The organism is Thiocapsa rosea, assembly GCF_003634315.1.
GTDB lineage: Bacteria > Pseudomonadota > Gammaproteobacteria > Chromatiales > Chromatiaceae > Thiocapsa > Thiocapsa rosea.
This window is the reverse complement of record NZ_RBXL01000001.1, coordinates 1,534,061-1,547,213: the sequence shown is the minus strand read 5'-3', so window position 1 is coordinate 1,547,213 and position 13,153 is coordinate 1,534,061. Positions and strand designations below refer to the sequence as shown.

Genomic DNA, 13,153 nt, shown 5'->3' with positions numbered 1-13,153 from the left:
ACGCCGATGCGCGGGCTTTGAGCGCATGAACGATGCGCCGATACCGGGCACAACAGAGTGAGGTACGCCATGCCGACCAGAGAACGGATCGACGCCCAGCGCGAGCGACTTGCCTACGAGGCCGCTCGCATCGTCCTCGACCAAGGCATGGAGGACTACGACAGGGCCAGACGGAAGGCGGCCGAACGTGTCGGAGTGCCGGATCGGCGGCATTGGCCGAGCAACGAGGCGGTACAAGATGCGGTTCTCGCCCAGCGTCGGCTCTTTATGGGCCGGGCCGACGAGGAGGCGTTGCAACGCCTCCGGGCCGCGGCCCTTGAAGCGATGCAGCAGCTCGAACACTTCTCGCCGCGGTTGATCGGCGGTGCCCTCAGCGGTGCTCTTGGCTGCGGGTCGGGCATCGACCTGTTGCTGTTTGCAGATCGCACCGAAGACGTGATCTTTACGCTGCTCGAGATGCGCATTCCCTGGCGCGAGGCCGAGCGATCGATGCGTTATCCCGGCGGCGTGCGCTGCCTTCACCCGGTCTTTCGCTTCATGGCCGGAGAGTTGCCTGTCGAGCTGACGGTGCTGCCGCGACGGGCCTTGCGCAATCCCCCCTTGGATCCCGTGACCGAGCGCCCGCAGCGCGGAGCGGATCGTCAGGAAGTGGCTCGTCTCGTCTCGATGGGCGGCTGAGAGAGCGCCCGTCGGTGCGGCACGTCTCTAAGGCGATTTCCGGGAATCAACATCCCGACTGCGCAGACGATGGGTCGGAAGTGACGCCGACGGTGCTTCCAGCCGACCGGATGTGCAAGGAAGGATCGGTTCGTCCGGAATCCGACAACGACAACGACAACGACAACGACAACGAGTAGAACCTTCGACGACTGACCTTGGTTCCCGCTCTGTCGGTAGATCCTTTCCCGGAAATCACCTAAACCGCGTCTCGCCGAGATCGAGGAAACCTCCGACGCCGAACACAAAGTGAAAATGACGCATTTCGCTCTGGACGCGGTTTAGCGCTTGGAAATCGGCAGATAGTCCCTCTGGGTGGGGCCATGGTAGATCTGACGGGGGCGGCCGATACGGTTGTTGGGGTCGGACATCATTTCCATCCAATGCGACACCCAGCCGACCGTGCGTGCAACCGCGAACATCACGGTAAACATGTTGCGCGGTATCCCGAGCGCTTGGTAGATGATTCCGGAGTAAAAGTCGACGTTCGGATAGAGTTTCCGCTCGACGAAATACGCGTCGCTGAGCGCGATCTCTTCGAGCTTCATCGCTAATTCGAACAATGGGTTATTGTTGTCGGCGAGCTCTTCGAGCACCTGGTGGCAGACCTCGCGAATGATCTTCGCGCGCGGATCGTAGTTCTTGTAGACGCGATGCCCGAAACCCATAAGCCGGAACGGGTCGTCCTTGTCCTTGGCCTTTTCCATGTAGCGCTGCACATTCTTGACATCCCCGATCTCGTGGAGCATGTCTAAGACGGCCTCGTTCGCACCCCCGTGCGCCGGACCCCAAAGCGAGGCTATACCCGCCGCGACACAGGCGAAGGGATTCGCACCTGAGCTGCCGGCGAGGCGCACCGTGGAGGTGCTGGCGTTCTGCTCATGGTCGGCGTGAAGGATAAACAGCAGATTCATCGCCTTCTCGGCGATGAGTGTCGGCTTGTAGACCTCGCAGGGCGTGGCGAACATCATGTGCAGGAAGTTCGCGCAATAGCGCAGGTCGTTGCGGGGATACATGATCGGCTCGCCGATGCTGTGCTTGTAGGCCGCAGCAGCGATGGTCGGGAGTTTTGCGATGAGACGATGCGCCGAGATCTCGCGGTGGCGTGCGTCGTTGACGCTGAGCGAGTCGTGATAGAAGGCGGAGAGGGATCCGACAACGCCGATCAGGATCGCCATGGGATGGGCGTCGTAGTGAAAACCGTTGAGAAAATCCTTCAGGTTTTCATTGAGCATGGTGTGGCGGGTGATCAGCTTTTCGAACCCGACCAACTCCTTTTCCACGGGCAGCTCGCCATACAGGAGGAGATAGGCGACCTCGAGAAAACTCGCCTTGGTCGCCAGCTGCTCGATCGGATAGCCCCGATAGAGCAGGATCCCGTCCTCGCCGTCGATGTAGGTGATGGCGCTGTGGCAGCTGGCGGTGGACATGAAACCGGGATCGTAGGTGAAGATCCCGGCCTCCTTGTAGAGCGATGAGATGTCCGCGGCCGACGGGCCGACGCTGCCGGAGCGTAACGGGAAGTCGAAGCTCTCGCCCGTGACGTTGTTGGTGATGGTGATCGTTTGGTTCGCCATAAGCTCGCTCCTGGCCGTCTTTGGGGCTTAGCGCCCCGGCCGGCGTTGGTCTATTGGTCTCGAGTCTCGACAACGGCGTAACGACACGCAAGGCCGATGTGCCGGGATGGTCGCGACATGATCCGTGGGTGCCGATCCGCGCTGCGGTTTCGAACAAGACGCCTCGACGCGGTGCCGGTGGGCTCGACGGACCTAAGCAATTTTCGGCCCAACGTCATGATAGGGACAGGCTGTTCAGGCGTTCGATGTCGGCGCGCACCGCGCTTGCCGAGCGGTCGAAGTCCGCCCGTTCGCGCGCATTCAGATCCAGCTCGACAATCGACTCCATGCCCCGCTCGCCGAGCACGCAGGGAACGCCCATCGCGATATCGCTCTCGCCGTATTCACCTTCGAGCAGCGCGACACAGGAGAGGAGCCGCCGGCGGTTGTTGACGATGGCGTCGACCATCGCCGCAACCGCGGCCCCCGGCGCGTCGTAGGCGCTTGAGGTTTTTCGTAAGGCAAGGATCTCGGCGCCGCCTTGACGGGTGCGCTCCATGATGGCCGCGATACGCTCCTCGGAGATGAAGTGCGAGATCGGGATCCCGTTGATGGTGCAAAAACGCGGCACGGGCACCATCGTGTCGCCGTGCCCGCCGAGCACCATGGTCGTGATGTCGAGCGCCGAAAAACCGGTTTCCTGAGCGATGAAGCTGGCCATGCGCGAGGCGTCGAGAACACCGGCCTGTCCGAAGACACGATTGCGGTCCCAGCCGGTGCGTTGCGCCACCCGGTAGGTGAGTGTATCGACCGGATTGGAGACGATCAGCACCATCGCATCGGGCGCGTACTGCATGATCTGATCGGTGACGCCGTCGATGATGCGAACATTCGCCTCGAGCACATCGGATCGGGACATGCCTGGTTTGCGCGGAAGTCCGGCGGTGACGATGACCAGATCGGAATCCCTGAGGATTTGAGGATCGTTGCTGCCGTTGATCGAGCAATCAAACTCAAAGAAGGGTGCCATTTGGAGGATATCCAGCGCGACCCCCTCGGGGATCCCCTCGCGAACATCCATGAGTGCGATCTCGCGACAGAGCTCCTCCTCGGCCAGGATTTGCGCGGTTGTCTCGCCGACTCGGCCAGCGCCGATGATGGTGATCTTGTTCACGTGACTGTTTCTCCGATCAGTGGTCCGTTGACCACGGTCGCGCGGACCAGCCTCGTCGCCGTGGCCTCGAGGGGATCAGTCGGACTGCGCCCCGGGGCCTATCTTACACCGGCAGTCGCGTGCGTGACCCGCCACTCGCGGGGTCGCTCGATCGGGTCAGGCAATCGACCGGTGGCACGGCGGAGATTCGACCCAAGCAAATAGCCGCACAATCCGCGGCTGGCCGGGATCGTGCCGGGATCATGCTCAGGCGGGATGGTCGAGTAGCGCGGATGCGCCAGGCGGCATATCCGAGACAGGTGAGCGTCACGCTCAGGGGAGGGGACTCGGTCGACGAGCCGGAATGCGCCGGGCGGGGCAGCGCCCGGTGCAAGCGCATCAGCGCGCGTATTTGCGCCTGAACTTGTCGACACGCCCGGCGGTGTCGAGAACCTTTTGCTTGCCGGTGTAGAAGGGATGGCAAGAGGAGCAAACCTCGACGTGCATCTCCTTGCCCAAGGTTGAGCGGGTCGTAAACTCGTTACCGCAGCTGCAGACCACCTTGACGTCGGCGTAGTTGGGATGGATTCCTTCTTTCATGATGACCCTGGCGTTGGCATTGGCCCCGATCGGGCGCTGAAAAATCAATGGAACGCGGTAGGATACAACCCCGGGTACAACCCCGCAACCAGATGTTGCGGCTCGACCATCTTTGCCTGACCCCTGCTCCTCGCACAGGCGGCGATCACGACCCCGGCGCAAAGCGCGCGACAAGGTCGTCGAGAAAACGAAGACCCAGGTCGGTCGGCTCGACGCGGTCGGCGAGGATCCGGACCATGCCGTCGCGCTCCGCGCCCTGAAGGATGTTCGAGATGTAAGACCAAGGCAGTCCCGTCGTGCGGGTGAAAAGAGCGCACGGGAATCCCTCGACGAGACGCAGTGCATTGAGTGCAAACTCGAAAACCCGATCCTGCTCGTCAAGGATGCGCGTGCTGCTGATCAAGCTGTCCAAGGTCTCCAAGCCGTCCGTGGAGGCGTTCAGGTAGGCCGAGGGATGGCGGTGTTTCGCGGTTCGCGACACCTGCCGGCCGCCTCGCTCCGGGCTCTCCTGCGTGAGCTTGCCGTGGGCGCCCGCACCGATCCCGAGATAGTCGCCGAACTCCCAGTAGTTGAGGTTGTGGCGACAGCGCGCTCCATTCCGCGCATAGGCGGAGACCTCGTATCGTCGGTAGCCGGCCCGTTCCAGGACCTCGAGGCCCTGCTCGGCGATGTCGGCGGCCAGGTCGGGATCCGGCACGGCAGGCGGGTTCGCATAAAACGCCGTGTTGGGCTCTAGGGTGAGTTGATAGTAGGAGATGTGCTCGGGTTGCAGAGCGATCAGCCCTTCGAGGTCCTGCCGTGCCTCTGGGAGGTCCTGCTCGGGTAGCGCAAACATCATGTCCAGATTGATATTGTCGAAGCCCGCCGCGCGGGCCATCCGCAGGGTCTCGTCAACCTCGTCCGGTCCGTGGATCCGGCCCAGCGCACGCAAACGAGCTGCCGAAAGACTCTGCACCCCGATCGAGAGCCGATTGATCCCCGCCTCGCGATAGTCCGCGAAACGGGCCGCATCGCGCGTTCCCGGATTCGCCTCCAGGGTCATCTCGATCTCGGGGAGCACGTCCGCACGCTCCCGAATCCCGTCGAGCAGGCGCCGCACGGCCGGGCCGGGAAACAGGCTGGGTGTTCCGCCGCCGATAAAGACCGAACTCAGCGGCCGGCGTGCACCGGGCCGATCGAGCTCCAGATCCAGATCCGCCAGAAGGCGTGTCACATAGTCTTCGAACGGCGGGGTGGGCGCGGCGTGCGAGTTGAAATCGCAATAGGGACATTTGCTGACACACCAAGGGGTGTGCACGTAAAGCGCAAGCGGCAACGCCTGCGCGCCGCCGCTGCTGCTGCTTGCGGATTCGGTCACGCCTGATCGCGTGCCTGCAGGTAGGTCAACTCCCCGATTCGGCTCCACTCCTTGCTTTGGCTGAGGAATTTTTTGTAGGAGCTATAGACCTTGGAGGAGAACTCGTCCTTCTGTGCAATCTCGGCGACAACCTCCTCCGAGAGTGTCCGAAGTTTGAGGATGACGTCGTTCGGAAACCGTCGCAGCTCGACATTGTGCTTGGTGATGAGCGTCTGAAGCGCGACGGGGTTGCGCGCAGTGTACTCGGCGAGCATGTCCTGATTGACCACCTTGCAGGCGTTCATGACGATGGATTGCAGATCCGCGGGTAGCCCGTCGTAGACCTTTTTGTTGATCATTGCCTCCAGGATGGTGCCCGGCTCGTGCCAACCCGGATAGTAGTAATACTTGGCCGCCTTGTAGAGACCGAAGGCCAGGTCGTTGTAAGGTCCGACCCACTCGGTGGCATCGATCGTGCGGTTCTGTAGTGCGGTAAACAGCTCGCCTCCGGGAAGGTTGACCGGGGTGCCGCCGGCTCGCGCCAGCACTTCGCCGCCAAGCCCGGGGATACGCATCTTCAGGCCTTTCAGATCCTCGACCGAGTTGATCTCCTTGTTGAACCAACCGCCCATCTGAACGCCGGTGTTTCCCGCAGGCGCAGGCACCAAGCCGAACCGCGCGTAAAGCTCGGACCAAAGCTCCATCCCGCCGCCATGGTAAATCCAGCCGTTCATCTCCTGCGCCGTCAGGCCGAAAGGCACGGTGGAGAAGAATTGAGCGGCTTCGCTCTTGCCCTTCCAGTAATAGGCCGAGCCGTGACCCATCTCGGCGGTTCCGCGCGAGACCGCATCGAAAATCTCGAACGCGGGGACCAGCTCGCCGGCACCGAAGACCTTGACCTCGATCCGGCCTCCGCTCATCTCGCCGATCAAAGCCGCAAGGTTGTTCGCCCCCGTGCCGAGACCCGGGAAGTTCTTCGGCCACGTCGTGACCATCTTCCACCTGTATTCGGCCTTGGCATGAGCCGACCCCATGCCGCCGGCCAGCGCCCCGACCGCCAACGAGCCGGCACCAACCCCTTTGATGAAATCGCGGCGTTGCATCCCCGTCCTCCAGTCTGCTTCTTGATGGTTTGTTGGTCGTATACCGCGGCCGAGGGCAGAACGCGACATCGGTCCCGGACCGCATTTCGTGTCCGCAAAGGCCCGAGGAGACTTACGATTGGCCTTTCTTCAACGACGCCTGCAAAAGCGCGCCGAAGCTGCCCATGGTCTTCTCCGGCACCTCCGCGGCCGGTACGTCGGACGTGCCGCCCGGCGCCTGCCACCCGGCTTCGCCCGCTTTGGTCTCGTCAAGCGATAGGCTGATCCGACGCCGCTCCGAATCGACGCCCAGGACGGTTGCCTCGACAGGGTCGCCGACGTTCAGCACCTCGCTCGGATGGTTCACGCGGCGCCCGGCGCCAAGCTCGCTGATATGGACCAGGCCGTCGATCCCGGGGGCAAGCTCGACGAAAGCACCGAAGGGTTGCAGTCGACTTACCCTGCCGCTCACCCGCTGACCGACGGGGAAGCTGTTCGCAGCCTCCTGCCAGGGATCGCGGGCGAGAGCGCGGATCGAGAGCGCGATCTTCTCCCGGCCCTTCGGACCGCTCGGCGGCTCGATGCGCAGGACCGAGACCTCGACCGACTGGCCGACGCTGAGGATCTCGCTCGGATGCTTTACATGACCGAAGGCCAGTTGACTGATGTGGATCATGCCCTCGAGACCGCCGATATCCACGAACGCGCCGTAGTCCTTCAGCGAGGTGACGATCCCCGACAAGACCGCGCCTTCGTGCAGTTGCGCGCGGGTCTCCTCGGCGCGTTGGCGCTGCTCCTCTTCGAGCAGGACCTTGCGCGACAGCACCAGATTCGGACGTCGGCCGCCTTCGAACTTGGTGATGCGAAAATCCAAGCGCTGGCCGACCAGCTCGGAGAGGTCTTCGATGAAGCGGATGTCGACCTGAGAGGCCGGACAGAAGGCACGCAACCCGGCCACCTGCACCTCGACACCACCCTTCACGGCCGCGCTGACCTGGCCTTGTACGGGCAACCCCTGCCGGTAGGCACCCTCGACCTCTTCGATACCGTGATAGCGATGACCGTGCTGGCTGCCGAGCAGCAGCATCCCCGAGTCTTCGTCCTTGCCGGTGACATGTGTCTCGATGGTGTCGCCGACGGCGGACTTTAGATTGCCCTCGTCATCCTTGAGGACCGAGACCTCGATGCGGCCTTCCGATTTGCCTCCTAGATCGACGAAGGCGAACTCTTCGCCGATCGACACCAATACACCCCGCACCTTGTCGCCGACGGCTGCCCCCCCGGCACCGGACTGCGGATGGGTCTGGTCGAATTGCTTGAGGAGGTCTTCAAAGCTGGGTTCGGACATGATTGCGGAGTGCCGTCGTCGGGTTGAGGGTCGCGGCTAAACCGCGTCCGGAGTGAGATGTGTTGTGTCGGGATGATCGCAGGCTCGGCGAAGATTAAATTCGAGCGCGCCTCACAGCGGTGGTCGAACGATACGTGCTTAAACACGAGCACGGCGCGTCAACCCGCTGGCTCGAGCCGAGCATAAGCCAGGACCAGCCATTTGGCTCCGGCCTTCTGAAAATTGACCTGAATCCGTGCCGCGGCGCCGCGTCCCTCGCTGTTCAGGACCACGCCCTCGCCGAATTTCGGGTGGACGACGCGTTGGCCGAGCCTGAAGAGACCGGCATCGCCGCTCGACATCGACGTCAAGCTCGCGCTCGGGGTGGGTGTCGCGCGGCGGGTCGCGCTGCGCGCCCGGACCTCCTCGACCAATCCCGGCGGGACCTCGCGCAGGAACCGCGAGGGCATCGGGGACTCCTCCCGGCCGTAAAGCCGTCGGCTTTCGGCGTGGGTCACGTAAAGCTCGCGCATCGCGCGTGTCATGCCGACATAGCAAAGCCGTCGTTCCTCTTCGAGCCGGCTCGGATCTTCGGCCGAGAGACTGTGCGGGAAGAGGCCCTCTTCCAGCCCGACCAGAAAGACCACCGGAAACTCCAGACCCTTGGCGCTGTGCAGGGTCATGAGCTGGACGCTGTCCTCGAAACCGTCGGCTTGAGTATCGCCTGCTTCGAGTGCGGCATGCGCAAGAAAGACCGCAAGCGCGTCGCTCTCTTCCTCGTGCAGGTCCTCCTCGAAGCGCGCGGCCGTATCCACCAACTGCTCCAGGTTTTCCACCCGATCCTGGCCCTTGCCGTCTTTGTTCTTCTTGTAGAAATCCGGCAAGCCGGCCGCTTCGATCAAGGCGGTCACCAGCGCGTGCAGCGGCAGACCTTCGCGCGCACCCCGCTGGTCCCGGATCAGATCGATGAAGCCGAGCAGTGCGGCACCGCCCCTCGGGCCCAGGACCGATGTCCCGGTCAGATCGGCCGCCGCCCGCCAGAGCGAGACCCGTGTCTCGCGCGCCTGCTGGCGCAACAGATCCAAGGTACGGGCGCCGATGCCCCGGTTGGGTGTGTTGACCACGCGTTCGAAGGCGGCATCGTCGTCCGGGTTGGCCACCAGGCGCAGATAAGCGAGAGCATCGCGGATCTCGGCGCGCTCGAAGAACCGCAATCCGCCGTAGACCCGATAGGGGATCTGCGCCTGGATCAGCGCTTCTTCGAAGAGACGTGATTGGGCCGTCGTGCGATAGAGGATGGCGCACTCGTCGCGCCGATGACCCTCCGTCTGGGTCAAGCGCCGAATCCTCTCCACGACGAAACGCGCCTCGTCGACCTCGTTGAAGGCCGTGTAGCGTCGGATCGGCTCGCCCTCGCCGTCTTGGGTCCAGAGATTCTTGCCGAGCCGAGTCGGGTTGTGGGCGATCAGGGCGTTGGCTGCGGCCAGGATGTTGCCGCTCGATCGATAATTCTGCTCCAGCCGGATCACCTGGGTGTTGGGGTAATCGCGTTGAAAGGATTGGATATTCTCGACCTTCGCGCCGCGCCAGCCGTAGATCGACTGATCATCGTCGCCGACGGCGAAGAGGTTGTCGTTCGCTCCGGCCAAAAGACGCAGCCAGGCGTACTGAATGGCGTTGGTGTCCTGAAACTCGTCGACCAGGATATGCGCGAAGCGTCGCTGGTAGTGCCCGAGGATATCCGGACGCTCGCGCAGCAGCTCCAACGTCTTGAGCAGAAGATCGGCAAAGTCGAGCAGACCCGAGCGTGCGCGCTCCTCCTCGTACTGGCGATAGACCGTGATCATCTTGTCCGTGAAGAAATCGCCGCCGCCGTCCAGGTGGTTCGGCCGCAGACCCTCGTCCTTCTGTTTGTTGATGAAACCCTGTACCTGACGCGGCGGCCAGCGCGCCTCGTCAAGCTGCATCGCCTTGAGGATCCTCTTGATCAGGCGGAATTGGTCGTCCGAATCCAGGATCTGGAAATGCTGCGGGAGTCCGGCGTCCTGCCAGTGCGCGCGCAAAAAGCGATGGGCGAGCCCGTGAAAGGTACCGACCCACATCCCGCCGATGGGCATGCCGAGCATGGTCTCGATTCGGCCGCGCATCTCGCGCGCTGCTTTGTTGGTGAAGGTGACCGCCAGAACGGCGTAGGACGGGACCTGCTGCACCTGGACTAACCAGGCGATGCGATGGACCAGGACGCGAGTCTTCCCCGACCCGGCGCCGGCGAGCACGAGAAGGTTACCGGACTCTGCGGCGACAGCCGCGCGCTGAGCGTCGTTCAGGGGATCGAGTAGGGCGGAGACATCCATCGCCTGGATTCTACTAAACCAGCTCCGGCATGACATGTGTTGTTGTCGGCTGGCTTAACGCGGGGAGTAGACAAGGCCAGACGTGGTGCTGCGGCAGAAAAACTTATTAATACAGACTGTTGGATGACTAACAGAGCCGTGCGGGCGGGATCGGCCGGTTTTCCGGCCGGATCCTTATTCAAATTAGTTTAAATAAAAAGACAGTAATCTTAATAAGCGCTGTGGATAACTCGTCCGTGTCTAAAAATAATTCAATTTCAAGGGTCTGAAGCAATTCTTGGGTGTTCCCCGATGGCTGCTTAACCTGTGCGTAACCGGTGTGCAGAAAAAGGTCGCCAAAATGATCACACCTTATCCACAGAGTTCGAGACCCTGCCGTGAACAGACTTATACAGTCGGCCGATGTGCCCCTGCCCCCCGACGAGCGGTCGGTGTTCGCCTGCCGCGCGACCCGGCGTTCGCACCGGAGCGCTGAACTTGAGCGCGCGGGTCCTTCACAACCTCGTCACGAGCGAAACCCGTAGTAGAATGGGCGCCCGAACCACCGAGACTCTTCTTCCTCGACTGCCCAGGTCCTGCTTCATGACGCCACTCATCAATGACACCTTCCTCCGTGCAGTGATGCGCGAACCCGTTGAATACACGCCGGTTTGGATGATGCGCCAAGCAGGCCGTTATCTGCCCGAGTACCGTGCGACGCGCGCGAAGGCCGGCAGCTTCATGGATCTGTGCAAGAACCCGGAGCTTGCCTGCGAGGTCACGCTGCAGCCCTTGGAGCGTTTTCCGCTGGATGCCGCCATCCTCTTTTCAGACATCCTGACGGTGCCGGACGCGATGGGGCTGGGTCTGTATTTCGCCGAGGGCGAGGGACCGCATTTCGAGCGGCCGGTGCGCACGCAGGCCGATGTGGATCGGATCGCCGTGCCGGATCCGGAGGACGAGCTGCGCTACGTGATGGATGCCGTGTCGACGATTCGACGCGAGCTCGCCGGACGCGTGCCCTTGATCGGTTTCTCGGGCAGCCCTTGGACGCTCGCGACCTACATGGTCGAGGGCGGCGGTGCGAAGAACTTCTCGCATGTGAAGGGGATGATGTTCGACCGTCCGGATCTGCTCCACGCCTTGCTGGCCAAGACAGCGGATGCCGTGGTCGCCTACCTGAACGCTCAGATCGCTCGCGGTGCGCAGGCGACGATGATCTTCGACACTTGGGGCGGGGCACTGGCGCCGGCCAACTACCGCGAGTTCTCCCTGGCCTACATGCAGCGCGTGGTCGAGGGTCTGAACCGCGAGTCGGAAGGACGCGCCGTCCCGGTGATCCTCTTCACCAAGAACGGTGGTCAGTGGCTGAACCACATGGCCGATACCGGCTGCGACGGACTCGGTGTGGACTGGACGACGGATCTGGCCGACGCACGCATCCTGACCGGTGACCGCGTCTCGCTTCAGGGCAATCTCGATCCCTGCGCGCTCTACGCCTCACCCGAGCGGATTCGCGAAGAGGTCGCGCGCGTGCTCGCCAGCTACGGTAAGGGTCCGGGCCATGTCTTTAATCTCGGACACGGGATCACGCCGGACGTGAATCCTGAGCACGCGGGGGCGATGGTCGCGGCAGTGCACGAACTCAGTCGGTCCTACCACCGCTAAACCGCGTCCGGTGAGATAAAGGATGTTTTAGGACTGGGGCTCGCGGTTGCGTGAGCCCACGCCCTCGGTGAAGACGCGGTTTAGGATATTTTTTCGAAAGGGCGTCTATGGCTCGGCTTGAGCTTACGGACCCAGTGACCGATCCGCTTCCAAACCCTTTGTTGTTTCCGATATTATCTCGTCACGGATTTCTCAGATTCGCTTACCTGACTTCCGCCGATCTTTCCGCACTGCGGCACCGGCCGAGAGGCGGCGCAACCCACGTGGGATTTGCAGCCCGACGAGCAGGGCTTGCATGTCACATTTGCCTTCGCCCCCTTTTCAGGCTTTCTTTGGTGCAACGATCCGATGAACAACGCCAGCGAGGTCAATCCACGACCGGCACCCAATCCGCGCCGGGGTCGTAGGCATCGATGGTCTCGGCGACAGCAGCGGTGTCTTCGCCGAGATTCGCCTGATAGACCATGCCGCGCTGGTTGACCTGGAAGCTCATGATCCCGGAATTGCCGTAGCTTGCAGGCCAGGCGAGCAGACCGAAACCGTTCGCCAACTTGCCGCATTCGAGATAACTCTTGGCCCCGCCCGGCGCGCTCGGTCCTTGTGCGGTGAGGATCTTGAAGTAATAACCGTGGTAAGGCCGCCGCCCCTCCCCGTCGTCGCCGACCTCGTAGCCTTCCTCGACGGCATCGTCCACCAGGGGTCCCATGGGACTCTCGGGCTCGCCCTCGTTCGTCGGCCAATAGAGTCCGTCCCGTGTGCCTTCGGTGCTCCAGAAACGCCCCGCGTAGGCCCGCACGCCGTCGCCGTCCGGATCGGCTGCGGCGTACTCCACCTGGGCATCCACGAAGGCGCGGGCGGTCGCGACGGCATGCAGCTCGTTGAGTCCGATGCGTCTGTCCAAGAGCTCTTCGAGCCCGGCCTGCGTATCGAAGGACCACCCCCGATCGTCCTTGGCCAAGGGGATCGGGAAGGGCCAGTCCTCGGGGCCGATCACCAGGATGGCGCTGTCGTCCGTCTCGTCCTCAAGCTGCGCTGCCTCTTGGGACAACTCCACGAAGCGCCGACGATCGAGAGCATCCGCGACCGGGTCGCCGGAGACGAGCGCGTCGAGGTCCGATCCGAGCACAGCGAAGAGTGCGTCGCGATCCTCGGAGGCAGCCGCGTCGATCAGGGCCATGACGGCGGCATCCGGGGTCTCGAACGACATCGGCGGCTGGACCGACACCTCGGTCGCCTCCGGACCGGGAGCCGAATCAGTCGCCGGAGTCATCTCCTCCACGGCGGCGCGGGAATGGGTCATCACAAGCACGAGGGGCAAGCAGGCAAGCAAAGCGCTGGTCGTCTTCATAAGCTGAGCTCCGAAACAAGAGGCAAGGTGATG

General features: G+C 62.8%; 10 protein-coding genes. 2 read left to right on the top strand and 8 right to left on the bottom strand.

Annotated elements, in window-relative coordinates; all coding sequences use genetic code 11:
* Positions 1-69: 69 nt before the first annotated feature.
* Complete coding sequence (locus BDD21_RS07085) at positions 70-678, top strand: hypothetical protein (RefSeq protein ID WP_120796560.1); 609 nt, start codon at positions 70-72, stop codon at positions 676-678.
* A 320-nt stretch (positions 679-998) separates the two neighbouring features.
* On the opposite strand, the gene BDD21_RS07080 is transcribed toward BDD21_RS07085, so the two are convergent.
* The 7 genes from BDD21_RS07080 to uvrD all read right to left on the bottom strand — a co-directional run bounded on the left by BDD21_RS07080 (position 999) and on the right by uvrD (position 10,125).
* The gene (locus BDD21_RS07080; protein ID WP_120796559.1) at positions 999-2,294 is read right to left on the bottom strand and encodes a citrate synthase; all 1,296 of its coding nucleotides are present in this window, start codon (positions 2,292-2,294) and stop codon (positions 999-1,001) included.
* Between the two features lie 214 nt (positions 2,295-2,508).
* On the bottom strand, positions 2,509-3,447 hold the full coding sequence (mdh, locus tag BDD21_RS07075; protein WP_120796558.1) for a malate dehydrogenase: 939 nt from the start codon (positions 3,445-3,447) through the stop codon (positions 2,509-2,511).
* Between the two features lie 378 nt (positions 3,448-3,825).
* Positions 3,826-4,026, bottom strand: a complete 201-nt coding sequence (gene rpmE / locus BDD21_RS07070; RefSeq protein WP_093192065.1) for a 50S ribosomal protein L31 — start codon at positions 4,024-4,026, stop codon at positions 3,826-3,828.
* Between the two features lie 145 nt (positions 4,027-4,171).
* Positions 4,172-5,383: a radical SAM family heme chaperone HemW gene (gene hemW, locus BDD21_RS07065; RefSeq protein WP_120796557.1), complete on the bottom strand. Its 1,212-nt coding sequence runs from the start codon at positions 5,381-5,383 to the stop codon at positions 4,172-4,174.
* On the bottom strand, positions 5,380-6,465 hold the full coding sequence (locus tag BDD21_RS07060) for a TRAP transporter substrate-binding protein (protein WP_120796556.1): 1,086 nt from the start codon (positions 6,463-6,465) through the stop codon (positions 5,380-5,382). Before BDD21_RS07060 ends, hemW begins: the two co-directional genes overlap by 4 nt.
* Positions 6,466-6,577: 112 nt before the next feature.
* Positions 6,578-7,792 (bottom strand): 30S ribosomal protein S1, encoded by a 1,215-nt coding sequence (locus tag BDD21_RS07055; protein ID WP_120796555.1) that lies wholly within the window; start codon positions 7,790-7,792, stop codon positions 6,578-6,580.
* A gap of 158 nt (positions 7,793-7,950) precedes the next feature.
* Positions 7,951-10,125: a DNA helicase II gene (gene uvrD, locus BDD21_RS07050; protein ID WP_120796554.1), complete on the bottom strand. Its 2,175-nt coding sequence runs from the start codon at positions 10,123-10,125 to the stop codon at positions 7,951-7,953.
* A gap of 582 nt (positions 10,126-10,707) precedes the next feature.
* Here uvrD and hemE point away from each other — a divergent pair.
* Positions 10,708-11,772, top strand: a complete 1,065-nt coding sequence (gene hemE / locus BDD21_RS07045) for a uroporphyrinogen decarboxylase (protein WP_120796553.1) — start codon at positions 10,708-10,710, stop codon at positions 11,770-11,772.
* A 367-nt stretch (positions 11,773-12,139) separates the two neighbouring features.
* On the opposite strand, the gene BDD21_RS07040 is transcribed toward hemE, so the two are convergent.
* Entirely contained in the window at positions 12,140-13,120 is a 981-nt protein-coding gene (locus BDD21_RS07040) for a DUF2950 domain-containing protein (RefSeq protein WP_120796552.1), read from the bottom strand.
* Positions 13,121-13,153: the final 33 nt, after the last annotated feature.